Annotated in this window: 21 protein-coding genes; 15 read left to right on the top strand and 6 right to left on the bottom strand. The window is 40.2% G+C overall.

Annotation, left to right across the window (positions count from 1 at the left end; translation table 11 throughout):
- Positions 1-68: 68 nt before the first annotated feature.
- Entirely contained in the window at positions 69-548 is a 480-nt protein-coding gene (locus AR334_RS12075) for a DinB family protein (protein ID WP_066310578.1), read from the top strand.
- Positions 549-656: 108 nt separating this feature from the next.
- Here AR334_RS12075 and rluF read toward each other — a convergent pair whose 3' ends face one another.
- The 4 genes from rluF to AR334_RS12055 all read right to left on the bottom strand — a co-directional run bounded on the left by rluF (position 657) and on the right by AR334_RS12055 (position 4,682).
- On the bottom strand, positions 657-1,373 hold the full coding sequence (gene rluF, locus AR334_RS12070) for a 23S rRNA pseudouridine(2604) synthase RluF (protein ID WP_172799212.1): 717 nt from the start codon (positions 1,371-1,373) through the stop codon (positions 657-659).
- A gap of 102 nt (positions 1,374-1,475) precedes the next feature.
- Positions 1,476-2,702, bottom strand: a complete 1,227-nt coding sequence (locus tag AR334_RS12065) for an FAD-binding oxidoreductase (RefSeq protein ID WP_066310571.1) — start codon at positions 2,700-2,702, stop codon at positions 1,476-1,478.
- 183 nt (positions 2,703-2,885) lie between these two features.
- Positions 2,886-3,611, bottom strand: coding sequence for an ABC transporter ATP-binding protein (locus tag AR334_RS12060; protein WP_066310566.1), 726 nt, complete (start codon positions 3,609-3,611; stop codon positions 2,886-2,888).
- Between the two features lie 3 nt (positions 3,612-3,614).
- Entirely contained in the window at positions 3,615-4,682 is a 1,068-nt protein-coding gene (locus AR334_RS12055) for an ABC transporter permease (RefSeq protein ID WP_066310560.1), read from the bottom strand.
- A 245-nt stretch (positions 4,683-4,927) separates the two neighbouring features.
- On the opposite strand from AR334_RS12055, the gene AR334_RS12050 reads away from it, so the two are divergent.
- Positions 4,928-5,830 carry a MerR family transcriptional regulator gene (locus AR334_RS12050; protein ID WP_066310553.1) on the top strand — a complete coding sequence of 301 codons (903 nt, stop codon included), beginning with the start codon at positions 4,928-4,930 and terminating at the stop codon, positions 5,828-5,830.
- A 66-nt stretch (positions 5,831-5,896) separates the two neighbouring features.
- On the opposite strand, the gene AR334_RS12045 is transcribed toward AR334_RS12050, so the two are convergent.
- The gene (locus AR334_RS12045; protein WP_066310551.1) at positions 5,897-7,000 is read right to left on the bottom strand and encodes a DUF5937 family protein; all 1,104 of its coding nucleotides are present in this window, start codon (positions 6,998-7,000) and stop codon (positions 5,897-5,899) included.
- A gap of 119 nt (positions 7,001-7,119) precedes the next feature.
- On the opposite strand from AR334_RS12045, the gene AR334_RS12040 reads away from it, so the two are divergent.
- Both AR334_RS12040 and AR334_RS12035 read left to right on the top strand, forming a co-directional pair.
- Positions 7,120-7,920: an MBL fold metallo-hydrolase gene (locus AR334_RS12040; protein WP_066310549.1), complete on the top strand. Its 801-nt coding sequence runs from the start codon at positions 7,120-7,122 to the stop codon at positions 7,918-7,920.
- A gap of 430 nt (positions 7,921-8,350) precedes the next feature.
- Positions 8,351-9,244: a LysR family transcriptional regulator gene (locus AR334_RS12035; RefSeq protein WP_066310546.1), complete on the top strand. Its 894-nt coding sequence runs from the start codon at positions 8,351-8,353 to the stop codon at positions 9,242-9,244.
- 49 nt (positions 9,245-9,293) lie between these two features.
- Here AR334_RS12035 and AR334_RS12030 read toward each other — a convergent pair whose 3' ends face one another.
- Positions 9,294-10,547 (bottom strand): helix-turn-helix transcriptional regulator, encoded by a 1,254-nt coding sequence (locus tag AR334_RS12030; protein ID WP_253701284.1) that lies wholly within the window; start codon positions 10,545-10,547, stop codon positions 9,294-9,296.
- A 203-nt stretch (positions 10,548-10,750) separates the two neighbouring features.
- Here AR334_RS12030 and uidA point away from each other — a divergent pair, with 203 nt between their 5' ends.
- The 11 genes from uidA to AR334_RS11975 all read left to right on the top strand — a co-directional run bounded on the left by uidA (position 10,751) and on the right by AR334_RS11975 (position 26,561).
- A complete protein-coding gene (gene uidA / locus AR334_RS12025) occupies positions 10,751-12,565 on the top strand; it encodes a beta-glucuronidase (protein WP_066310542.1) in 1,815 nt (604 codons plus the stop codon).
- Between the two features lie 156 nt (positions 12,566-12,721).
- The gene (locus AR334_RS12020; protein ID WP_066310539.1) at positions 12,722-14,320 is read left to right on the top strand and encodes a glucose PTS transporter subunit IIA; all 1,599 of its coding nucleotides are present in this window, start codon (positions 12,722-12,724) and stop codon (positions 14,318-14,320) included.
- 136 nt (positions 14,321-14,456) lie between these two features.
- Positions 14,457-15,875 (top strand): MFS transporter, encoded by a 1,419-nt coding sequence (locus AR334_RS12015; RefSeq protein WP_066310536.1) that lies wholly within the window; start codon positions 14,457-14,459, stop codon positions 15,873-15,875.
- Positions 15,876-15,945: 70 nt separating this feature from the next.
- Positions 15,946-17,130, top strand: coding sequence for a M20 family metallopeptidase (locus tag AR334_RS12010; RefSeq protein WP_066310533.1), 1,185 nt, complete (start codon positions 15,946-15,948; stop codon positions 17,128-17,130).
- Positions 17,131-17,357: 227 nt separating this feature from the next.
- Positions 17,358-18,464, top strand: a complete 1,107-nt coding sequence (locus AR334_RS12005) for a type I phosphomannose isomerase catalytic subunit (RefSeq protein ID WP_216638025.1) — start codon at positions 17,358-17,360, stop codon at positions 18,462-18,464.
- A gap of 136 nt (positions 18,465-18,600) precedes the next feature.
- Positions 18,601-19,542 (top strand): carbohydrate ABC transporter permease, encoded by a 942-nt coding sequence (locus tag AR334_RS12000; protein WP_066310530.1) that lies wholly within the window; start codon positions 18,601-18,603, stop codon positions 19,540-19,542.
- A gap of 8 nt (positions 19,543-19,550) precedes the next feature.
- Positions 19,551-20,387 carry a carbohydrate ABC transporter permease gene (locus tag AR334_RS11995; RefSeq protein ID WP_066310527.1) on the top strand — a complete coding sequence of 279 codons (837 nt, stop codon included), beginning with the start codon at positions 19,551-19,553 and terminating at the stop codon, positions 20,385-20,387.
- 29 nt (positions 20,388-20,416) lie between these two features.
- Complete coding sequence (locus AR334_RS11990) at positions 20,417-21,763, top strand: sugar ABC transporter substrate-binding protein (RefSeq protein ID WP_066310524.1); 1,347 nt, start codon at positions 20,417-20,419, stop codon at positions 21,761-21,763.
- 100 nt (positions 21,764-21,863) lie between these two features.
- On the top strand, positions 21,864-22,955 hold the full coding sequence (locus tag AR334_RS11985; RefSeq protein ID WP_253701289.1) for a glycoside hydrolase family 105 protein: 1,092 nt from the start codon (positions 21,864-21,866) through the stop codon (positions 22,953-22,955).
- A gap of 266 nt (positions 22,956-23,221) precedes the next feature.
- Positions 23,222-25,021: a sensor histidine kinase gene (locus tag AR334_RS11980; protein WP_253701283.1), complete on the top strand. Its 1,800-nt coding sequence runs from the start codon at positions 23,222-23,224 to the stop codon at positions 25,019-25,021.
- Positions 25,014-26,561, top strand: coding sequence for a response regulator (locus AR334_RS11975; protein ID WP_066310515.1), 1,548 nt, complete (start codon positions 25,014-25,016; stop codon positions 26,559-26,561). Before AR334_RS11980 ends, AR334_RS11975 begins: the two co-directional genes overlap by 8 nt.
- Positions 26,562-26,574 lie beyond the last annotated feature (13 nt).

Genomic DNA, 26,574 nt, shown 5'->3' with positions numbered 1-26,574 from the left:
TAAACAGTACCCGTAGTGGGGTTATACACAAAAATTTAATCCGTAACTTTCATAGGAGGTGGGGTAGTATGAAGAACGAAATGGTGCTGAGACAGGTGGAAGTGGTTCGAGCCATTACTCTCCAAAAGTTGGAATCTATTACAGAGGATGTTGCTGATATTATGCCTAAGGGGTTTAACAATACGATTCGTTGGAACGTTGGTCATATTTTAATTGTTCAGGATCAGCTTGCTTCGAATTTTGCGGGATTACCGTCACAACTTTCTCCAGAATTTGTCACCCTATTTGGCAATCGGACGAGACCAAGCGAATGGCAAGTAGAACCTCCAACATTGCAAATCTTATCATATGAATTAAAAAAACAAACTGCTTACATCAAGGAATCTCTCGGCAACCGCCTGCAGGAAAAAGCAATAAAACCCTTTGTACGGCTTGGTTTTAAGATGGAAACAATTGGAGAAATCCTAACGTTTAGTTTACACCATGAAGGAATGCATACAGGAGTTATTTATGCAATTCAACGAGCAATTGAAGGTTCCCTTCCTTAGTGCTTCTTTCTTGGAAAGAAGCACTAGGATTTTATAATAATTAAATTTCCCCTTTAGTTGGACATTAATTCGATAATAATTCTACCTAAACTTTATGCTCCGGGGTTTTTACCATTCTTTTGGCTCATAGTTCAATTCTCTAAATAATTGGGTTCGCTCTTTCTTGGATAAATCTCTCCATTGTCCAGGAGGAAGGTTGCCTAAATGAATATTCATGATTCGGGTTCTTTGCAGCCGGTAAACCTCGTAGCCTAATTCAGCACACATACGGCGAATTTGGCGATTAAGTCCCTGGGTTAAAATAATTTGGAAATCAAATTTTGATAATTGTGTTACTTTACAAGGAAGTGTTTTTGTCCCTAATATTTTGACACCCTCTGACATCTTCTTCAAGAATTCAGGAGTAATTGGCTTGTCTACAGAGACAATGTATTCCTTCTCATGTTTACCTTCGGAACGGAGAATTTCGTTAACAATGTCGCCATCGTTCGTAAGAAGTATTAAGCCCTCTGAATCTTTATCCAGGCGCCCAATATTAAATATTCTTAATGGATGGTTAACCAAATCAACAATATTCCCCTTTACACCTTTTTCTGTTGTGCTAGTAATGCCTACAGGTTTATTTAAGGCAATATAGACATTATTCCTTGCTACTCGGATTTGATTTCCATCCACTCGAACGTCATCCCCAGGTTCCACTTGGCTACCGATTGTTGCACGTTTACCATTTATCGTAACTCTCCCGTCGGCAATTAATTTATCCGCACCTCGTCTAGATGCTTTTCCAGATTCGCTTATATATTTATTAAGACGCATGTTGATCATCCTTAACTCAGGGATTTTTTATTAGATACTTAACTATACTTTATTTTAAGGATGAATCACAAACTCTTATTTAGATCTGACGGATAAAACTTTTGCCTTTTTTCATCTCTTGTTAAGTAAAGGGCGATCCTGCAAGTATAGAGCTAAATCTGGACAGTTCCCTTCCACAATCTCCTTTACAATAAGCTTCGACAGCAATTGGCTGTAGACTGTCCCATTGTCACCAAAGGCAATTAGAAAATAGCTATTAGGATATTCTTCATATGTGCCAATAATCGGAATGCCATCTACTGTGCCACCATAAAAAGCAGCTAGGTAGTATTCTGGCTGTACTTTAATGGTGGGAAACATTTTATTGAATTCTTCAATCAGTTTATTCTTTTTGTGGATCAGTTTACTGTCGCGGTCTTCAGGATATGTTGTATTATCATCGAGTCCGCCGATGATAATACGGTTATCTTTCGTTGTACGCATAAATAAATAAGGGCGGGCGGTTTCCCAAATGAGTGTCCTGTTATGCCATTGGGAGAGATCTTCGACTGGATTGGTCGTAACCGTATAAGTACTCACAAAGGAGGCTTTTTTCTCTTTTCTAATATCCATTCCTTCATAACCCGCTGCAAAAATAATATAGCGCGTTGCTATCGAATAGCCATTTTTTGTAGAAACGATCATTTTCCCACGTTGCTCATCAAAGTGGTGGCCGTTCATTTCAGTATTTTCATAAACACGGATTCCTTTTCTTGCGGCGTAATCCAATAGTGCATGGGTGAATCGGAATGGGTTAATTTCTGCATCATTGTATGAGTAAATAGCGGCATCCCTGCTAAAAGGATAGTTTGCTTCGATCTCTTCCTTTGTTAAAAAGGTAAGTTCACAGTGATGCTGCTTTAAAAATTCGTATTCCCTTTTTAAACTTTCAACGTCTTCTGCACAGCTAGCGGAATATAAGGTATCTCTTCTGGTGAATTCAAAATCGATTGTAACCTTGCTCGATGCTGATTCAATTTCATTGATGGCTTCTTTTAGTAATTGTAAGTGCCTTTTGATATACTCTGCTCCAAAAGTGTTGATTAAATCGGTAAACATTTTTTCACCAGAGTATTGAATGAGAGCTGTATTGGTACTAGTGCTGCCGCTGCCAATTTTTGATTTTTCAATAACAGCTACATCTAAATCAGTATCAGCAAGGTAATAGGCACACTGTGCCCCAGAACTTCCGCCCCCAATGATTAATACATCACAAGATAGGTCTTCTGCCAATGCTGGATATGATGGAGCATCAGGAAAAGTAGTTGGCCAATAATAAGTTCCTGATTGTAAATTCACTTAGATTCCCCCAGTTTTCAAATAGTTTAATGTTAATATATCCAACCGCATCTTCTACATCCCAAAAAATCACATTGGGATTGGTTGCAGTGAATGATATAAAGAAGGGGAAAGAAACGGAGAAAAAAGAAAACACGAGTTTGGATATGTTCCGAACAATACCAACACTCGTGTCATTATCTCTTATTGACTTGAACTAGCAGTTTTTTCCTCAACATATAGTCCTTTAGCATGCTCCTCTATGGCTGTCGAAAGGACACCATCTGTCATTTTATAAACTTTATCACAATAGCCTACAAGCCTAATATCGTGAGTCACTACAATGGTTGTTGTTTTTTTCTGTTTCGTTACTTTTTTTAATAGCTCCATAACCTCATAGGCACGATCTGAATCAAGCGAGGCTGTAGGCTCATCAGCTAAAATAATCGAAGGATTACTGTACAAAGCCTTAGCGATGGCTACGCGCTGCCGTTCCCCGCCGGATAGGTCAGAAGGATATTTCATGAGTAAGTCAGCAATACCCAAGTCCTCGTATAATTGTTCTCGCTCCATTACTGACATATTTCCCTTTTTCACTTTGTCTAATAGTTTTAATTGATTGGCCACCGAGAGGAAGGGAACTAGGTTCGACGCTTGTAGCACAAATCCAATTTCCTTAAGTCGGATTTGTGAGCGCGCTTTTTCATTTAAAGAGGTTAGGTTCTGTTCATTGATGATGACATCACCTGAAGTTGGAGTTAATAAGCCCCCAACAATGGTAAGAAAGGTACTTTTCCCAGACCCCGATGGCCCAATGATCGCTATCAACTCACCACGGTTAGCAACAAAGTTTGTTTCCTTTAAGGCGTCTACTTTCTTATGACCGTTGCCAAAACTCTTCCTTACTCCATGTAACTCTAACACTGCCATGGTTTACCCTCCTATTGCTTTCAGTGGATCAATACGAACGATTGTAAAGACGGAGAAAACTGCGCCAGCAGTGGCCACCGCCATTAGGATTAGTCCATAGAACAGCATTACGGTTAAATCAAACGAAACAGGAACAGCTGCTGGTAAAAAAGCTCCTGAAACGAGTGTTAGGGCAAATCCTAGTGCCGTTCCAATAAACGCTAAAATAAAGGTTTGGGCTACAACAGACCAAGATAAATAAGAGCTGGAAATACCTTGTGCCTTCATGACCCCGAACATACTGATTTTCTGCACGGTTAACACATACAAGAAAATGGCTACGATAATGGATGAAATTCCAAAAAGGAAATAAATCATAAAATTCAGGGTAAGTTTTTGTTCTGTATAGCCAGGTAAATTTTGAATAAATGATTCAATTTCGATAGCGTCTAGCTCATCATTTTGGGTGAGAGTTGAAATGGAATCATCCCTAACGACAATTCCGTTAATTTGATCTTTTTTTTGAACCGCTGCTTCACCAAATTTAACCAGGTGGAAGGTTTCAAGGTTGGCATATAAAACAGGTGCAGCATTAAATCGAGCTTGATCCGTAAATCCAACAATTATTAAATGTTGATCGCTAGAAGACAAGGATAATTGATCGCCCAAATTGAATCCTTCGTCTTTAAGTGAATCATCAGCAATCACTTCATTTTCCTTTTCAAAAGCCCTTCCTTCTGTCACAGTAGGCATTAAAAATTCGTCTTTGTTAAGACCAAAGAGAGAAATATTTTGTTTGTTGTCCTCGTTGCTCGCAATGGCGTTGAGCTGACCAATGACTGCTGTTTTTTTCGCTTCAATGTTTTTTAGCTGATCAATTGACATGAAGGATTGGTACAAGCTTTTATCCGATTCCTTGGTTAGGATAATAGCTGTTGCTTCCCATTTATCAACGGCTTCCCTATTCAGGCTGGCAAGACCGGTTGCAAGCCCAGAGAGGAAAAATACTAGATAGGAAACAAGCATTAAAATTCCTGTAATCAAGGTAAAACGAAGTTTATTTTTTTTAATTTCCTGCCACGCTAGAAACACTTTGTCACTCCATTCTGAAATTAAATTATTAGACTTATAGTTGATTATGAATGGGGACATATTCCTTTGTCAAGCATCTGTATAACCTTAAATGATAAACAATAGACAAAAATACTTTTTAAATAGTAAGGTTATCATACAATATTGTGTACAATGTTTTCGGAGGAATGTTGTACAAAATCATGATGATTATTATACTGAATGTATCTACAGAGATTGGACAGAGGATTAAGGAGATGAAATAGATGATGGAATCGGATCAGAATGGATTATTTACGATACAACAAGTTGCAGATATAACTGGATTATCGAAACAAGTGATTAGAAAATGGGAAGAACGTTATGAGTTTATTCAGCCGAAGCGGTTGGATAATGGTTATAGAATATATAATAATCAGGATGTCAAAAAGCTTTTAAAAGTCAAATTTCTTTCAGAGCAAGGCTATCCTCTTAAACAAGCTGTCCTTCTTGCAAAAGAGCTAGTTGAAGACCTCGAAATACCGGTGCAACCGGGTAAATTACCCTATGATGAGCAATGGAATGAATATGTCTTTCTGCTTCTAGAAAAGGGCAGGCATTGTGATGAAATAGAATTAAATTTAATCTTAAATGAAGCATATCATCATATGGGACTGGAGCGTTTTTTAACGCATGTAGTGGTTCCTTTTTTAAAAGAAGTAGGGTTAAAGTGGGAGAATCATGAGTGGGATGAATACCAGGAATCGGTTTCGAGTCTGGCTGTAAGGGACTTATTGGTTCAAATCCGACGAAATTATCAATATCGGAAAAATGCCCCATTCGTTGTCGGGGCATGCTTACCATATGAACATCATGAAGTAGCAATGCATCTGGTCCTATTGCAATTCATGATGAAGGGATGGAAAACCCAGTTAATTGGAGCTTCTCCTGCCCCAGGAGCGATTGAATCATTAGCAGAAAAATTAAAGCCAGATGTGGTTTTATTGTCAGCTACAACCACCATACCGTTTGAAACAGACCCTCAATTGTTGCAGAGATTGGACCAATTTGCTGAAAAGCAAACGGATATAACTTTCTACCTTGGCGGCCAAGGAGGAATCACATATCTCCCTGACTATAAACTAAGGGCCATTCGTGTGACCAATTCCATTGAGGATATTTTAAAATAAGACGTCTTGAAAATACGAAGGAACATAAAAAGAGAAACTGGCCGCTCCTTTTTATGTTTAAGTTTTTTAGTCTCGAGTAATGAAGCTTCCCTTCATGTATTCCGCCAATCCTTGGGGAAACTCACGGAACGGTTTATCGAGCAAATGATAAAATACATAGTAACTTTCACGTTTGGAAGCTACTAGACCAGCATCCTTGAGCAATTTTATGTGTTTTGATATGGCTCCCTCTGTCATACCCATTAACCCCGCCAATTCCCTGGTTGATCGTGGCTTTTGCGCTAAATATTTGACGATCTGTAGCCGGCTAAAATCCCCCAAAGTGCTGAGAAACTTTAATAAATCTTCCGGTGGCATGGGTCTTGCTGCAGCATGCCGGTTTTCCATAATGGAGTAATTAATTCCGATAATCGGATGCAGATTGACAAATAAATGGGGCCATGCGAAATAGGAAGGCGTTAACAGCAATTGACCCTCTTGATCAAAATAAATATCCTGTTTTGAAATTCTTCTGATGGCCGCCTTGTTCTTCAGCGGATCAATGTCAATTTCCTGCGAAAGGCTGTTCAGCAGCTGTAATATCCCCTCGTCTATCAGCTTTCTGCCACGTATGGCAATATCTTTTAAAAAAAGCTCTTCAATCATATTCCAGTCACTTTTTACACAAATACGCCAGAAATCCTCCAGCATGTTGATAAATCGTTGCCGAATGGGTTCTGGGTTTTCCACCAAGGCAAGAATCACTTCCTTGGATTCCGGATAACAATGACAGGCCACGCCAGTAAAATCCTGTTGCAACTGCCTGTTATTCATTAGTCCGGTGGGTATTCCTTTTCGACGAAAAATCGTTTCTACAATGGTATGGCAGAAAAAATCGACAGGGCTGGAACTGAGTTCAGTAATACCTTGTTCAAATGATTGAAATGCAGAATGACCCTGCATGGCCCAGAATGTCACCACAGGCCTTTGATATAAAAAGCTAAAGGCTTCTATTTCTTGTTTCAAGGTTGAATTGATTTTCCTTCTAGCGTTAATGACCCATGGGATATGGAGAGGATGGTGTGTACAATCATGAAACACATGAAGGGCCATCATCGTTTCATGGGCGGCAGAATAACTAAAAGCCACCTGTTCAGGTGACAGATTCGATACATACAAGGAAAAAGACATGGTTCTTCCCCCAACTGATTTACTCTTTGCTCAATAAGTATTCTAGTTACTATGGCTATTATATAATGGGAATATATAACAAACCAAGTGGGTTTTTAGTAAAAGGAGGAGAGATTCCGATGAACGGTGAATTTTCCAGCAAACATTTTAAACTAGAAAAAGTCAGTCAGGGAATTTATGCGGCAATTGCAAAGGAGGGCGGCGGTGCAGTCGCGAATGCGGGCTTTGTAGATTTGGGCAATCAAACGATCGTATTTGATACATTTAATACACCCCAGGCCGCAGAAGACTTGAAAAGGGCAGTGGAAACGGTAACGGCCTCGCCCATCACATGGGTCGTCAATAGCCATTTCCACGGCGATCATATCCGGGGTAATCAGGTTTTTAAGGGGAGCACGATGATCTCCAGTCAAATAACCTATGAAAAAATGCGCGATATTCATCCGGACCGAATAGAGAAGCAAAAACTGGGGATAAAGGAGCTTGCAGATTATATTGTTTCATTAAAAGAAGAGTTTAGTAGAAATAGAAATTTGGAGATTGAACAGAAAATCAGCTTCTTAACAGAAGTAGAACGTTCCTTGCCAACGCTAAAGTTAACCTTGCCACAGGTAACATTTAAAGAAGAACTAACCTTTTACGGCACGAAAAGGAGCGCCAAACTGTTTACCTTGGGAGGGGGCCATTCCTATTGTGATGCCATGCTTTATATTCCGGAAGAGATGGTATTATTTATGGGGGATTTGCTTTTTGTCGGCAGCCCGCCAACGTTTTTTGAGGAGTCTAACCCCGAGGGGTTGGCAGATATTTTAAGAAACGTCATAGACCTCGAATTTGAAAAGGCTGTTCCTGGCCATGGGCCAGTGGGAACAAAAAAGGATGTTTTGAAATTAATTGATTATATAGAAGAAAGCCGTTAAAACGGAAAAAGCCAATGTTCAAAAAAACATTGGCTTTTGGTAACCGTTCTAATTTAATTCCTGCTGAAAACAAGGATCATTGAAGTATACAACTTCTGAAAGAATTTTATAGCCCTTCATGTCTTTGAGAGACTCTCTTGCTTCTTGTTCGGTGTTAAATTCAAACATAGAAATGGTTGAATCTAAATAACGAGTGATGACCCACATTAAAATTCATCTTCCTTTATTAGTTAATTCTGTCCTGCAGACAGAGACTTCTATTAATTTTCCCTGTAAAACCTTGTCTTGATAAGGTCTCAATCGAAGGTTTAAGGAAGTAATTATAAATTGCTACAGACCAATCATAATGCAATAATGGAAATAAATAAAATGCAAAAAAAATATAATATGATATAAAAAACTTTTATATGGGATATTTTGGGGGTGGATTGTGGATTATCGTGATTGGGAAATACTGAAGGTCCTCTATGGTCAGAAGAACATATCGAAAGCAGCCCGACTTTTGTTTATTACCCAGCCGGCACTAACGAACCGTTTAAAGAACATGCAGGAGGAATTGGGTGTCAAAATTGTAACCCGTGAAAGCAGAGGGGTCCATTTTACCCCGCAAGGAGAATATCTTGTTCATTGTGCCGACGATATCCTTGCTCAATTTAATGATATAAAGGAGCATGTTCGGAATATGAGTCAGATGTCCGGTAATAAAGTTGCGGGAACATTGAAATTAGGTGTATCTAACTTTTTCGCGAATCATGAGCTTCCCTATATCTTAAAATTATTTAAAGACCAATATCCTCATGTTGAATTTAAAGTGATTACCGGCTGGAGTAAAGATGTAACTCATTTTATACACAATAAGGATGTTCATATCGGTTTTATTCGAGGCGACTATAGTGATAGGGGACTGCAGAAACATTTATTATTTGAAGAAACAGTATCTGTTACGTCGCGGGAGGAAATTGATATAGCGGATTTGCCTAATCTCCCCAGAATTGACTATAGCGGCGATTACTTATTAAATTCATTAATTGACAATTGGTGGGCCGAAAACTATACCCAGCCGCCACTTATCAGCATTGAAGTAGATCAGGTCGATACTTGCAAGGAAATGGTTATTAATGGATTGGGCTATGGGATTATGTCCAGCAGAATGCTTAAGGATATAAAGGAATTAAAAAAATACGATTTGACTGACCAAAATGGAAATCCAATATTACGCAGAACGTGGATGTATTACCACAAGGAATCTATGGAATGGAATGTCGTGAAGGTCTTTGTGAATTTTATTGAATCATTAGGATTGCAGAAGCACCATGAAAAATAGGGACCGGGCAATTGATAAAATAAATGATGATAAAAACAACTCCATCTATTCAGGAGTTGTTTTTTAGGTTAATGGATTTTCTTTTGACATAATGAGATGGAGTCATTGAGGTGATTTTTTTGAATACTTTAGTAAAGTAATTTAAGTCATTAAATCCGACCATAAAGGCAACATCTGTGATGGAACTATTGCCTCGTTGTAAATATAATTTCGCCTCCTCCACCCGTTTGCGATTAATGAATTCGGTCACGGTCATCCCGGTATCGCTTTTAAATTTCCGTGACAGGTGTGAAGGATTGACGTGAATTTCGTCCGCAATCAACTGTAGGGTCAATGGGCCGCCTAAATTGAGCAAAATATAATCCAGCGCGTTTTTCACCATTAGGCTGTAATGGCCAGTGGCAAAAGTGTCGACAAGATCGCAATATTCATTGGCCATGACCACAAATAGCTTCTTTAACTGGGAAAGCGTGGTCGCACGCTCAATCAAAATGGCGAACCGTTCGGAAATATTATCGAGATACACAGGATGGACGCCGCTTTTTTCAGCTGCGACCCGGCACAAGGTATTGAAAACAAAGGAAATATTCTTGGAGGACCGAATCGGGCTTCCAGGCACTCTGTCGGAAAACGCCACAAAATCTGTCATCGAATGGATTAAATGATGAACCTCAGCCTTGTCCCCTTTAGTAATGGCATCCATCAATTTATTCTGGTGCTCGTATCTATATTCGATTAAATGCTTACTTCCTTCAATAGTTGTCTTTTGCAGAGCTGGTTTGAGTGGGGGAAGCGGTGTACCAGAGGAAAATGCACCTGAATATATAAAATCATGACCACAAAGATTAACCAGCATTTCCCCGATATTCTTATACTCTGTTTCACTGAAAGTCGGCAAGGATTGATAGAATTGTTCCAATTGCTTACGTTCACCGATCGGGAGATTGTTTTTTGAAATAATATCCCGTAACAGTTCAATGACCGATAAATGTGAAATAAAAGGACCAGCAAGAATGCTGCCATAAAAAGATGGGCCCCGCCAAATGCCAATGGCCAGGTACTCTAAACCGAATGTGTTTATATGGTGATAATAATGATTTGCTTGGAGGCTATGAAGGATTTCATTCATTTTTGTAGCCTCATTGCCTGGCTGGTGTAAAACTGCCGGGATATAATGGTTTATCCGTTGGAACAGGGTATCCCCATCCTGATTATGCAGGCGTATATCAATTTTTGTAATGGAGTGGACCATTTTGCAGATTTTCACAAAATCTTGATAGTTAAAATTTCCTTCCAACATCATCACTCCTCTCGTTTTAATGTACATAGAAAAATAAAAAATAGCAATATAATTACGAATCTAGTAAAAATATTACGATTATTACCAGAGCGGATTCCCTATAATAAAATTAAAGCCCTTACATAATAGCGAATAGGCAAAATGAATTCCTCAAAGCCTATGGGTAGACCTTAGTATTTTCTGTACATGACTGGAGGAGAAAGCAAATGTTATATCCTATTGCAACGGATAGCCGAGTTGTATTGGAGCTAAGTGGTGTTTGGAAATTTATGATGGATGATGAAGTGAAAGAAATAGATGTGAACCAGCCGTTGCCAACGGGTGAGTCGATGGCGGTTCCGGCGTCGTTTAATGATCAAGCTGTGTCTCAAGAAATTCGTAAGCATAGTGGCTATGTTTGGTATGAAACAGAATTTACCATCGCCAAGGCCTTGCGTGATGAAAGATTGGTATTGCGCTTTGGTTCTGCGACTCATGAAGCATGGGTGTATGTGAACGGCGAGTTTGTTGTCCATCATAAGGGCGGATTTATGCCATTTGAAGCTGAAATCAATAAATTCTTGATTCCGGGGGCAAACCGTTTAACTGTTCGTGTGAGCAATCTTTTGGATTATACGACATTGCCAGTTGGAAATTATAGCGAAACGACAGATGAAAGTGGAAAAGTCATCCGTAAAGTGGATGAGAATTTTGACTTCTTTAACTACGCAGGATTGCATCGTCCTGTCAAAATTTATTCAACACCAAAGAATTATATTGAAGATATTGTGATTGTTCCAAATGTCGATTTAGCCAATCAGCAGGCAGATGTTCAAGTTTCTGTTAAAACTGGCGGACATTTCGATGAAGTGAGGGTAACAATTCTTGACGAACAAGGCAAAACGGTCGCTCAGACTACTGGAACAGAAGTAAATGTTACGCTTGAGAACGTCCATTTATGGCAGCCGCTCAATGCGTATCTCTACAGTGCGAAAGTAGAAGGACTCAATAATGGTGAAGTGGAAGATGTGTATGAAGAAAAGTTTGGCGTCCGCAAGCTAGAAGTAAAGAGCGGCAAGTTCTTAATCAATGGGAAACCATTCTACTTCAAAGGCTTTGGCAAGCATGAAGATACGTATGTACGAGGCCGTGGACTTGACGAAGCCTATAATGTGCACGATATCAATTTGATGAAAGCCATGGGCGCCAATTCATTCCGGACGTCGCATTATCCATATTCCGAAGAAATGATGCGCCTTTGCGACCGTGAAGGAATTGTTGTTATTGACGAAACACCGGCAGTTGGATTAATGCTATCCTTCACCTTTGACGTATCGCTTTTAGAAAAAGGCGGAGATTTTGAAGACGATACTTGGGAAAAGTTGAAGACAGCCGAGGCTCATCAACAGGTGATTCGCGAGCTGATCGACCGCGATAAAAATCATGCTTGTGTTGTCATGTGGTCAATTGCCAACGAGGCAGCCACTTATTCAAAAGGTTCCCACGAGTATTTTGAACCGTTATTTAATCTGGCTCGCGAATTGGATCCACAAAAGCGACCATGTACGTATGTTGGCATCATGATGGCAACGCCAAGGGCTGACAAATGTACAGACCTAGTTGATGTGATTGCCTTAAACCGCTACTATGGCTGGTATGTGCAACATGGCGACTTGAAGACGGCTGAAGAAAAGACCCGTCAAGAGCTGTTAGAGTGGCAGGAAAAATACCCGGATAAACCGATTATGTACACCGAATATGGTGCCGATACGGTTGCCGGATTCCATAGTGCACTTGGCGAGCCGTTCAGTGAAGAATACCAGGAAGATTACTACCGCATGAACAGCAAGGTATTCGATGAGATTCCTAACTTTGTAGGCGAACAATTATGGAACTTCGCCGATTTCCAAACGAAATTCGGCATCATGCGCGTTCAAGGCAACAAAAAAGGAGTCTTCACCCGTGCAAGAGAACCAAAAATGACCGTGCGCTATCTAAGCCAGCGCTGGAATGACATTCCAAACCTAGGATACAAAAAATAAAGGATTTAAATCCTAATATATAACTTGGCCCTATCCAAAAATCGGATAGGGCTTTTTCCATTGATTTTTTAAGTTATCAAATATAGGAACAAGAAAATGGAAATCATAAAAGCAGGTTTCTGCATTTAAAAAATTTCAACCAAGGAGAACAAAAAAGTGAATACGATTCATACAAGCAATGCTTCAATAGAACAAAATGAAACGGTCATGAATAAAATTTTAGGGGTAATCAGTGGAAGTTTTGCGCCTATTTTAGGGGTACTTGCCGGGTCAGGATTGATTTCAGCTTTATTATCGATTTTGACGACAGTAGGATGGTTATCTCCTAAAAGTGCCACCTATGCGATTTTAGCTGCAGCTGGACATGCTATTTTTTACTTCTTTCCGGTTTTCCTCGGGATAACTTTAGCAATTAAACTCGGGGCCAACGGCTATGTTGGCGGTGCAATCGGTGCTGCACTTTTAGAGCCGCATTATACGAATTTAGTGACATCAAAAGCGCAAAACGTAGAATTTTTAGGGATTCCGGTTATATTGGCAAATTATTCTTCGACCGTCTTTCCCATTTTGATTGCCGTTTCGATTTATTCACTATTAGATAAATTTTTGAAAAAAGTTATTTATAAAGAATTGCAAATGTTTGTGAATCCGCTTATATCATTAGCAATTATTGTTCCTTTGACTGTACTGATCTTTGGTCCATTCGGTACATACGTTGGCGGGGGCTTAGCCGTCATCATTAAATTTTTAAGTGCAAAAAGCGGTATTTTAACAGGAGCGGTTCTGGGAGCGGCATGGTCATTCCTGACGATATTGGGTCTTCACTGGGCGGTTGTTCCCATCATGATTGCCAACCTGGCAACTGGCGGTGATCCAATAAGCCCGATGGTAGCGGCTGCCCCGTTTGCCCAAATTGGGATGGGCCTGGGAGTTTTCTTTAGGACGAGGGATAAAGATTTGAAAACTTTGGCCGGGTCCGGGCTTGTACCCGGTGCCTTGGCAGGTACGACAGAAATCATCACATACGGAATCCTGGTACGTTTCAAGCGAACAATGGTGTATGTGGCATTAGCCGGAGCCATTGGCGGAGCGATTAATGGGGCGTTTGGGATAAAAGGGACGGCATTTGCTCTGCCAAGTTTTTTGTCTATTCCTGTATTTACGCCAATCGGACTATATTTAATAGGTACTTTAACGGCGTTAGTCATCGGGATGGTTCTGACACTAATCTTTGGATATGAAGGAAAAAATGACGTAGTTTCTGCCAAAACAGTGAAAGAATTTGGACTGGCCAATGTAAAGGGAGAAACCATTCTAAGCCCGTTAAGCGGTGAAATTGTTCCATTAAGCGAAATTTGTGATCCGTTGTTTTCTACTGAGACGGTAGGTAAAGGAATTGCGATTGAACCGACAAACGGTGAAGTGATCTCTCCCGTTGACGGAACGGTTACCACTCTATTTCCGACCGGACATGCCATTGGCATTACATCTGTGAATGGAGCGGAAATTTTAATTTATATTGGAGTTGATACGATTAATTTAAACGGTCAATGTTTCACCACTCATGTGGAACAATGGGATCAAGTGAAGGCGGGAGATTCTCTCATTGAATTTGACATTGAAAAAATTAAAGCCGCCGGCTTTGATGTAAAAACGCCTGTAGTAATTACAAATACCAATCAATATGTTGATGTTGTCCCAGTCATAGAAGGGAAAGTCGAAGCAAAAGCTGAATTACTTAAGCTTTCCGTATAGATAAAGTGCCTAGGGTCACCATTTCGTTTTTTGTTACATTTTTTATCAAAGAGAGAGTCACCTGTAAATAAAAAACAAATAAGGTGCCAAAAATAAACGCAATTGTTTTATTAAATGAAACTATGGAGGCTTGACTATGGAAGCAGGCTATAAAGGTACAAATAAATTAATTACAGGGATTGTGTTTGGCGTTCTTACATTTTGGCTGTTCGCGCAGGCGATGGTTAACATTGTCCCGGCTGTTCAAAAGGATTTGGGCATTTCATTAGGCATATTAAATGTTGGGATTAGTTTAACGGCTTTATTTTCTGGGATGTTTATTGTGGCTGCTGGTGGAATAGCCGATAAGATTGGGCGTAAGAAAATTACCTATCTTGGTTTAATTTTAAGTGTCATCGGGTCACTTTGTTTGGTCCTTGCAACCGGGTCATTTTTATTAATCATCGGCCGAGTCATTCAAGGCCTTTCAGGTGCATGTATTATGCCGGCAACAATTGCGTTAATGAAGGAGTATTTTGAAGGCGCTGAACGGCAGCGGGCCTTAAGTTATTGGTCGATTGGTTCGTGGGGCGGTTCAGGTGTCTGTTCTTTCGCAGGCGGCGCCATTGCCACTTACATGGGTTGGAAATGGATTTTCATCTTTTCGATAATTATTGCCCTTTTGGCCATGTGGCTGATCAAGGATACACCAGAAAGTAAAGCGGAGCAGTCAGGTGCTTTCAAGTTTGATTTTTCTGGTCTGGCTATTTTCGCCGTATCTATGCTTGCTTTAAACCTTGTTATTACACGCGGAAAAGATTTTGGCTGGACAAGCCCGTTATCTTTAGGTCTTGTTGCACTGACGCTAATTGGCATACTCGTTTTTATTAAAGTGGAACGGAAAAAGGAACATGCACTGATTGATTTCTCCTTGTTTAAAAATAAGCCATACACAGGTGCGACCATTTCCAACTTTTTATTAAATGCGATTGCCGGAACGCTTGTCGTGGCGAATACCTATGTTCAGGTTGGAAGAGGATTTACCTCTTTTCAGTCGGGAATGTTGTCAATTGGATATTTAGTTGCTGTATTGGCGATGATTCGTGTCGGCGAGAAGATCCTGCAAAAAGTGGGGGCAAAAGCTCCGATGATTTGGGGGGCAATCATCACAACGGTTGGAGTCGGAATCATGGGCTTAACCTTTTTACCAGGCTTAGCTTATACCGTTGTTGTATTTATTGGATTTGCCTTATTCGGGCTTGGGCTTGGAATTTATGCGACACCTTCAACGGATACAGCAGTATCAAATGCGCCTTCAAACAAAGTCGGGGAAGCATCGGGACTTTATAAAATGGCAAGCTCCCTCGGCGGTTCATTTGGAGTGGCCATTTCGGCAGCTGTTTATGCTGCGATTGAAGCAACGGGAAATATTGATGCAGCTGCAGCTGGAGGAATCATCACAAACGTCGTTTTCGGTGTCCTATCGTTACTGTCGATTATGATGTTAGTCCCGGGGACTGCCGGAAGCAAAGGAACAAAAAGATCATCACCAACGCCAACACCTATCACGGAATAGGAAGGTACTTTAACTTACCGCAATTATAGACAATTTGGATGGATTAGAAAAATCCAAGGAGGAATAAAACATGAAGCAACAGTTAATGGAAATGTTGGCGGAGCGTAAAGATGAGATGATTCAAATTCGCCGTCATTTGCATGAAAATCCGGAGCTATCTTTTAAGGAAGAAACAACAGCCCAATATATTTTGGATTTTTATAAGGGGAAAGATGTTGAAGTTCAGTCTAATGTGGGGAACGGGTATGGGATTGTCGTCACGATTAGGGGAGGAAAACCAGGAAAAACGATTGCCCTTCGCGCCGATTTCGATGCTCTCCCCATTTTTGAAGAAACAGGATTACCGTTCAAATCAAAGAATGAAGGTGTCATGCATGCATGCGCACATGATGGACATACGGCTTATTTGCTTGTTCTGGCCGATTGTCTTATTCAATTAAAAGACGAAATTCCAGGCACCATCAAAATTATTCATCAGCATGCTGAAGAAGTACCGCCGGGCGGAGCAAAAAGCATTGTCGAATCCGGAACGCTTGATGATGTTGAAAATATATTTGGTATTCATTTGCTGCCGACGGATCCGGCCGGCTTCGTAGGCTATCACAGCGGTTATTCCATGGCTGGCAGGTCTTATTTGAAGCTAAGGATTCAGGGGGTTGGCGGACACGGCTCCTCTCCCCATAAGGCAAACGATGCCATTGTGGCCGGCGCTTATTTTGTCACGGCTGTCCAAACGATTATTAGCCGCCGGTTGAATCCATTTGATATGGGCGTCATCACGATTGGCTCATTTGATGGAAAGGGAACCTTTAACGTGATTAGGGATCATGTTGAGCTTGAAGGGGATATCCGCTATATGTCGGATGAAACAAAGGAGATTATTGGGCAGGAACTGCGCCGGATTGCTGACGGGATTGGAGCTGAGTTTGGAGTTCAGTGCGAGTTAACCTTTACCCCTGATTATCCGCCGCTTTATAATGACCCGGAAATGACGGAATTAGTAAGAAAAAGTCTTGAAGGCGCAGATGACCCGGATATTAAAAAAGTGACCGAGTACCCGATGATGTCTCCTTCTGACGACTTTGCTTACTATTTAGAAAAAATTCCTGGCTGTTATTTTTATATTGGATGTACGCCAAAAGGCGTTGAACAACCATACTTCAATCATCATCCGAAATTTGATATTGATGAAGATGCCTTGATTGTAGCGGCCAAAGCAGTTGGGTGTGTAGTTTGCGGGTATTATGGAATGTAAGATGGATGAGAATCATTATCTACTTTTTATAGAAAATATTTCTTTTTCTAATTAAAATGCTCAGACCTAATTACATGGTCCGGGCTTTTTTCTTTTTATTTATTAAAAATGAACAAATAAACGATCTAAAAATTTTAAACAAAGTCCCAAAAATCTTCAATTATATCTGAAATCGTTTTTAATTAATATCAAGAAGGAAGAAGGATTAATGTAGGAGGTAGAGTTCTTTGAATGGCAGTCAAACAAAAATTGATGCGTCAAGACCGATAAAGTTAACGCCTGCCAAGTCTTGGCGAACCTACTTGGGAGGGAAACTCATTGATGAACTCCATGGCGCCGAAAATCCGCTAGATAGCCATTTTCCGGAGGAATGGATGATTTCTGTCGTTTCGAGCAGGACGATTGGCCGTGAAGATGACGGTTTGAACAAGTTGGATATTCCGGATGCTGAAATTACACTAAAAGAAATAATTCAAGAGAATCCAAGAGAATTCCTTGGAAAAAAACATGTAGACAGATTTGGTGAACAGACGGGGGTACTAGTCAAGCTGATAGATTCAGCTGAACGATTGATCATTCAGGTCCATCCTGACAAGGAGAAAGCCCAGCATTTTTTTAACTCTAAGTATGGAAAAACAGAATGCTGGTATTTTATTGGCGGCAGAGAAATTAATGGTGAACCTCCGCATGTTTATGTCGGCTTTAAATCCGGTGTAACCAAACAGCAGTGGGAGGCGTTATTTCACGAACAAGATGTCGAGGGAATGCTGGCCTGCCTGCATAAATACTATGTCACCCCAGGAGATACTTTCTTAATTGAGGCGGGTGTTCCTCATGCCATTGGACCTGGTTGCCTATTGGTAGAGATTCAGGAACCGACAGATTACACGATCCGGATGGAGCGCACATCACCTTCAGGATTACATATTGACGATTATTTGATCCATCAAGGAATTGGATTCAAGAAAATGTTTGATATCTTTAAGTATGATTCCCTTTCGTGGGAAGACACCTTAAAAAAATGGCAAGCAGCCCCCCGTTTATTAATAGACCAGGATGGCAATCGAGAAACTGAACTAATCGGCTACATGAGAACTCCTTATTTCCGGATGACGCAAGTCGAGGTTCATGATCAAATCGAAATTCGGGGGAACGGGGTGTTTTCAGGGCTTTATCTTCTATCCGGCTTCGCGATGATCGGTACCGGTGAAAGTCGTCAGGAAGTCAAAAAAGGGGAGCAATTGTTTATTCCTGCCGAGATCAAAAGCTTTACCCTTACCAATAAGGGCGCAGAACCAGTTATAGCCCTCCGATTTTTTGGACCAGAAGTTTAAAGAGTACGGAATATTCGACAAAAACGACAAAAAATCGACATTGATATCTTAAAATTTTTATAAAACATATTAAAATCTTTAATTTATTGAAGAAACCGTTTTCATTTAGAATGAAATCAAGAAAGGAGGATACAAGATGGATATTTCAAGTGGAGTTACAGAAACAACGATTAAAAGCAAAAAGACGGTGAAAAAACAGAAAATCAAAAAGGGAAATATGACTCCTTATCTTTTTATATTGCCCTCTTTTATCTTAATAGTAGGATTTCTCTTTTACCCGATAGGAACCGTTTTTTATTACAGTCTCCAACATTATGATGTGGCAGCGCCGTTTTACAATGGTTTTGCCGGTTTGGATAACTTTGTTACGATCTTTACACAAGATAAAATGTTTCTGCCGAGTTTGCTTAACAGCGTGAAATGGGTTGTAACAGAAGTAGGACTTCAATTGATCTTTGGTATGATTTTAGCTTTATTGTTAAATCAAACATTTAAGCTTAGAGGAATGGCACGTGCGGTTGCCTTTATCCCATGGGCAATCTCTGGGGTGCTTGCTTCCTCCATGTGGTCATTAATTTTTAACGAACATATGGGTGTGCTTAACGACTTGTTAATGAAATTAGGTTTGATTAATGAACCCCAGGCTTTCTTGGCAAGTACAACAACAGCGTTTACATCAGTAATTCTCGCTGAATTATGGAGAGGGATTCCATTTTTTGCGATTACCCTGTTAGCTTCTTTACAAAGTATTCCGATTGATTTATACGAAGCAGCCAAGGTTGATGGTGCAAGCAGATGGAAGACATTTATCTATGTCATCCTGCCTCAATTAAAAAACACGATTGTATTAACAACATTATTAAGGGTAGTTTGGGAATTTAACAACGTCGATCTATTGTTCAACCTAACGGGCGGAGGTCCGGCTCATTCCACAACCACACTGACCATGTACATCGCCGACTTGGCTGTTCATGGAAGCAACTTCGGATATGGTTCAGCATTAACAGTCATTACCTTTGCGATTCTGTTAATATTCGCTATGGTTTATCTGAAGCTATCCCGTTATGAAAAGGAGTGACGTTTGGGATGATATTTAATAATAAAAAAGCTGATAAATTGCTAACTTTATATCTTCCATTATCGATGATGCTGTGTTTCACCATCTTTCCATTATACTGGACGGTCAATACAGCGTTTAAGCCGGAGGGAGATATTATCAAGCGCCCTTTGCAGTATCTTCCTGCCAATCCGACCATTGATAACTTTGTCAATGCTTGGACCAATATTGGATTTGCCACCTTCTTTAAAAATAGCTTAATCGTCGGGATTGCCACTGTAATCGTTGTTCTAATCTGTTCAACACTTTCGGGCTATGCATTGGCTAGATACCAGTTTAAAGGAAAACGGGGATTCATGCTTATGCTTTTGTGTACGCAATTTATACCAAGAGCCATGATGATTATCCCGCTGTTCATCATTTTTAAAAATCTTGGATTAATCAGTAATCCGCTATCGTTGATTATTACGTATTCAGCAGTTGAAATTCCGTTTACCACGATTTTGATGAGCGGATTTATTTCAGGCGTTCCAAAAGAGTTGGAAGAAGCAGCGATGATGGATGGCTGTACAAAACTGCAATCATTAAGGTATGTAGTCTTTCCTTTGTTGCTGCCAGGTATTGTAGCAACAGGAGTATTTACCTTCATTTATACTTGGAATGAATTCTTAATCGCATTGATGCTGACCAACCAGCAAAACAAGTTTACGCTCCCTGTAGGATTAGCCTCCATGATGGGTGAGTTTAACGTGAACTACGGGGCCTTGGCAGCAGGAAGTGTAATCGCTTTAATTCCAGCAATTCTGTTATTTGCCTATGCACAGAAGCATCTCGTCAATGGTATGGGTGGAGCTGTGAAAGGTTGATATAAAAATATCAAGGAGGAAAGTTTTGTATGTTAAAAAGAAAATTAGCAACTTCTGCTCTGGCTTTAACCGTGGCATCAAGCATGTTCCTGACTGCCTGCGGCGGTGGCGGCGATGAGAAAAAAGTGGAAAATAACAAAAAAGCAGCAGCAAAACCCGAAGAACCAGTTACGATCACATTCTGGGATGAAAACGCTGGTCCTGCCCGTACCCCTGTTTGGGAGGAAGTCATTAAGCGATTTGAAGCTAAGTATCCTAACATTACTGTAGAGTATGTTGGTATTCCGAATAGTTCAGCAAAATCGAAATATGATGCAGCCATTGCGGCCGAGGATACGCCTGACATTGGCTCTGTTCAAACAACCTGGCTTCCGGAATTCTCAATTCGCGGTGCACTGAAGCCTCTTGATTCGTATTATGACAAGTCCGATGTCAGCAAGAAACTTAACAAAGCAGCAGTTGATGTTAACAAGGAAATTACCAGAGACAAAAAGCTTTATGGCATTCCTTACGCACAAAATTTGGATGCCTTATGGATTCGCACAGACTGGTTTGAGCAAGCAGGCGTTAAAGAGCCAAAAACTTGGGACGAGTTCTTTACTGTAATTGAAAAAATGAAAGATCCGGCACAAAACCGTTATGGCTTTACCATCCGCGGAGGCGCAGGAGCATCATTCACGATCCAAAGAGCAATGTTTGCTTACAGCGGCTTGGATTACTTTGATAAAAACGGCAAGTCGAACATCAATGATCCGAAACATGTAGAATTTGTCGAAAAATACTACTCTTTCTATGATAAATCTACTCCTAAGAGCGATATTACAAACGGCTATAAAGAAATGATTGCCGCTTTTGATACCGGCGTAGTTGGAATGGTACACCACAACCCAGGTTCTTTTGGTGAGCACAGCAAAGCATTGCCAGCAGGTTCATTCAAGATGATCCCGCTTCCAACAACGAAAGATGGCCGATATGTTGCCGAAGGTGGAAACGCAGTTAACCTAGCCATGTTTAAAGCTACCAAAAACCCTGATGCAGCTTGGAAATTTATCGAATTTGTCAACTCTGAAGATGCGCAAAGCTACTGGAACCAACAAACTGGTCAAATTCCGACCAACAAAGATGTATTAGATGATCAATGGGTACAAGATGCACAACATATTAAAGTTGCCTTTGAAGTGTACAATAATTCCAAAACAAAGATTTATATGCCGCCATTCTATTTACCAGACTACCGTACCATCCTTGACACAATTGTAGACCCAGGCGTTCAATCGGTAATGAGTGGAAAGATGACTGCTAAGGAATTCCTTGACCAATGGGCAAAAGCAATCGAGGACTCTAAAGCAAAATATGATGCCACTTTCAAAAAATAATGAAAGCTGTCTTACTGGGTGTTGATATTTTAACACCCAGTTTCTCTATTAGAGTGGATGAATAAAGGAGATAGGAGAATCAAAGATGCTAACAAAACAGATGACAACAGAAACTCCATTACTGATGGCGGAAAAGGCTTGCCAAGCGCTTATGAGAACGTTCCGTCCAGAAGAGCTTCCGCCTGTGGGCGAATTCCATTACCATCAAGGAGTTTTTCTTTTTGGCATGTATCGGGTATATCAGGCTACAGGCAAGGAAGAATATTTCAATTATATTAAAGCCTATTACGACCACTTAATTGATGAATTTGGAAATGTACGCTTTGAGCGTGATCAACTCGACTCTACGATGACAGGGATTCTTTTGTTCCCGCTTTATGAAAAAACAAAAGACCCGAGATATATGATTGCGGCAAAACGCCTAAGAAGTGCTTTAGATACCATCAATAGAACTTCCGAGAATGGTTTCTGGCACAAGGAAAAATACCCATACCAAATGTGGCTTGACGGCTTGTTTATGGGTGGACCGTTCATGCTTCTTTACAGCCAGCAATTTCATGAAGAGGAATTGATTCAGATGGTTCTTCTACAGGAAAAGCTGATGAGAAAACATATGACAGACCAAAAAACCGGCCTGCTTTACCATGCGTGGGACGAAAAAAAGGTACAGCCATGGGCAAATCCTGAGACAGGGTGCTCACCTGAATTTTGGGGTCGTTCTGTAGGCTGGTATGGCACTGCACTTATCGATTTACTAGAAATCCTAGGAGAGCGGAAACGAGGCCAAGAGGAATTAATTCAAGCGCTACAAAACTTTATTCAGGCCATCGTAAAGTTCCAGGACGATCAGACGGGTTTATGGTATCAAATTGTTGATAAAGGCGAGCTTGGTGATAATTGGCTTGAATCTTCCTGCTCGGCATTGTTTATTTATTTTATTTCCAAAGCGATTCAACATGGCTATGTCGATGAATCCTACCGTGCAGTAGTGGACAAGGCTTATAACGGGCTGTTGGAACACATGGTTGAGGAATATGAAGAAACTGCGGACCTTAAGGGCATCTGCATCGGAACTTCTGCCGGTGTATATGATTATTATGTTTCTCGACCTACATCCAAAAATGATTTGCATGGAATGGGCGCGTTTCTTTTAGGAAGCATGGCGTATTATGACCTGATTAATAAAGCGTAAACCGCTGCTTTAATCTTCCGCAGTCATGTGACTGGAGTATAAAAAACCTTTTTCTATGCTGCGAATGTCGGCATAGGAAAAGGCTTTATACTTATGTGAAAGCTGGAGATATATTATTCTGGCATAATGTTTTTAGCTCGGTACGAGAAAAGTCACTTCATCTTCCTAGAATTTTAGATAAAATATACCTGTTTACCAAGCAATAAATATTGTTTATTGTTTAGGTGTGGAAACGTTTTCTTTATCTGCTAATAGGGAGTCTGGTAATGATGGCTATTAAGCTAAAAAACCTGTTTCGTCGGTATTTCTTCTATTCTTTTAAATCAACAATTAACTCGCTTTTCCTTCCAATCATTATTATTTTTATATTCATTTCTGGGTGGATTTCATCGGTTTTGGCGACATCGCAGATTGAAGAAAATGCATATAAAAATGTCAATGATACCATTTTTCAAACAAAGAATTATTTGGATTACATGTTATCCGATGTGTTTCAGCAGTTTGTTTCACTGGCAAACGACCCAAAGGTGAAATATATGCTGGCTCTTGATGATTCCGAAATAAAACCGGAAACACGGATTGAGGTTGACCGAAATGTACAAATGATCTATACGCGATATAACACTATTCTGGATTCAGTTATCATTGACTATGAACAAAAGGGGCACTCTTTTTATCGGACCCCCTATATTTCCTATCCAACTATCAACTATGATGATTATTTCAACAGGTATGAGGGGAATACAGAGGGTTATTACTGGGAAAATCTCCACAATGATGAAAGTCTAAATCAAAATGATAAGGTAATCTCTGTCTTTAGGTTAATGAAAAGTGAAAAGTCGAGAGGTATCGTGTTATTTAATCTACGAACTGATTTTTTTGAAGAGGTTGTAAATAAATCGTTAATCGGGAAAAATGGGTACCTGACTTTAGTCAGTCCAGATGGAAGCTACGAATCGAAGACGGTTAAGAAGGAGTACAGACTTGACCAAGAAACATTGCATTCCCTGCAGCAGTTAGACAAGGAAAAAGGCGAATTCACCTACAAAAGTCTTTCGGGTGAAAATATGATTGTCATTTACGACACGATCAAGACGAATAAATGGAAATTGGCAGCGGTTGTTCCTGAAAGTGAAATTCTAACCAAAGTTAATTATATCAAGCATTTTAACATATTATTGATCTTGCTTCTGGCTGTTTGTACAGTCGTGCTAACCAATATCATGAGTAAGTTTATTACGAATCCATTTAAAAAGATGGCCTACCAAATGGCGGGATTTAATCAGAAGGATCTTGACATGAATAATGAATTTTCCGGTCCTGAAGAAATGAAAATCCTCCATAACGGCTTTAAGGAATTAATTGCCCGGATTAATACGCTGATGGAACAGGTTCAAATGGAACAAGAGGCAAAACGGCAATTGGAATTTGCCATTATGCATGCCCAAATCAATCCCCATTTTTTATACAATACGCTTTATTCCATTAAAGGGCTGTGTGATATGGGGCTGAATAAAGATGCCAGCCAAATGATCAGTGCACTGTCGAGCTTCTTCAGAATCAGTATCAGCAAGGGACAGGAAATCATCTCGATCAGGGAAGAACTGGAACATATTGAGCATTACCTGTACATCCAGGAAATGCGCTATGGCGATGACTTTGCTTATGAAATAGATGTCGAAGAAGACATTCTTTCCAATAATATTATTAAACTCTCTTTACAGCCGCTGATTGAAAATGCCATTTACCATGGTGTCAAGCAAAAGCGGGGCATGGGTAAAATCACCATCAGGGGCTATCAAGCGGAGGATCTTATTTATTTGGAAGTGGCTGATGATGGCAATGGAATTGAAAAAGAGAAACTGCAGGAAATCATGAGAGAAATGGACTCGGGTTACCGGGATAAAAAGGCTTCTATCGGGATTGGCATTAAAAGTGTCAATGAACGAATCAAGATCCACTTTGGACAAGAGTATGGCTTGACTATATCAAGCGAACCTGGCTTTGGAACAACTGTCGGTATTAAGATTCCCAAAACAAAAGGGGAGAGTGTGAAGGATGCATAAAGTAATCGTTGTCGAGGATGACCGCATTATACGCCGAGGGCTTTGCCAGGCAATCCCGTGGGAAGAGAATGGATTTATCGTGGCAGCAGAGGCTGCGGATGGGGCGGTTGCTCTTGATTTAATTAAAAAGGAACAGCCGCAAGTAGTAGTTTCAGACATTAATATGCCGTTTATGAGCGGTCTGGAAATGGCCAAATATGTAAAAGAGGTAAGTCCGGACACAAAAATCATTTTCCTGACTGGGTATGAAGATTTTAAATACGCCCAGGAAGCCATTAAATTAAAAGCATTTGACTATCTATTAAAGCCGGTAAATGGAGAGCAACTGCTTGAAAAGGTGAAAGAAGCGGCTGAGGAATGGCAGAAATCAGTAAGGAAAGAAAAGCAAATCAACGAATCTATTCCCCTACTTCAGCAAGCCTTTTTTCAAAAGCTAAATAGAGATAGAGAGCAGCAGATTGATATCGAGACAGAGCTTGCCGATTTGGGCGTTCAACTGACAGGACCATACTATTCAGCGATACTCGTTCAGTACGTCAAAGAGGGGGATGGTTTAGATTTTAAAGAACAGGTCATTCCAATCATCGAATCGTTAATAGGCGGCATGGATTCAGCTGCAATGGAAGCTAGTCCTGATCGGCTGGCCATCCTTTTATCGCTAGACCGCAATGATGACCCAGCCAAGGGACGGCTTGCCCAGGAGTTATTGGAGTTTGTGCATCAAAAGGTCGGGCAATCTGTCACTATTTCCTATGGGAGAACCTATGCTAATTTGTTTGAAATTCGAAATGCATTCCTTGAATCCTGTCTTGCCATGGATTTACGGCATATCATGGGAACCGGACGAGTGATTTCCTTCGAGGATACAGTTTCAGAAACCGAACAGCATGGAAATAACCTAGCCGATTTGGAAATAAAAATCGAAAACCAAATCAAATTGGGTATGCCGGAGAAGGTGAAAAATGCCCTTGAACAATTGCATGCTGCCATTCTTGAAAGCAGAACCGTTTCCTTGCCTGATTTGCAGGTCCTTGCTTTAAAACTTGGGGCCATGCTCTTTTTTGAATCGGAAAAGTGGAATGAAGAACAAACAGGGAGCTTTAACTCTTCCGAGATGTATCACGACATCATGAAAATGCAAACGCTTACGGAAATGATAGAAATTCTCAATAGAATCATTCAACAATGGTCACATACGATGAAAAAACGAAAGGAAAAAAATCATTTCAGTCATGTTGACCAAGCGATTAAATATATGAAAGAACATTATTATGATCAAGGCCTAACCTTACAAAAATTAGCTGATGTCATTCATGTTAGTACACCTTACCTCAGCAACCTATTCAAGCTAGAGAAAGGGTTTAATTTTGGTGATTATTTACTGGAACTGCGGATGAAGAAAGCAATGGATTTATTGCGGGAGGGAAAATTGAAAACGAGTGAAGTCAGTGAGCAGGTCGGCTATAGCAACCCGCAGTATTTCAGCATCTGCTTTAAAAAATATACGGGTTACACCCCAGCAGAATACCGCAAAGGATAATTTTTTTAAGATT

Origin of the sequence: Bacillus sp. FJAT-29814 (genome assembly GCF_001510715.1) — a bacterium.
In the GTDB taxonomy this organism is placed as follows: domain Bacteria; phylum Bacillota; class Bacilli; order Bacillales; family Cytobacillaceae; genus Neobacillus.
This window is presented reverse-complemented; position numbering and strand designations above follow the sequence as displayed.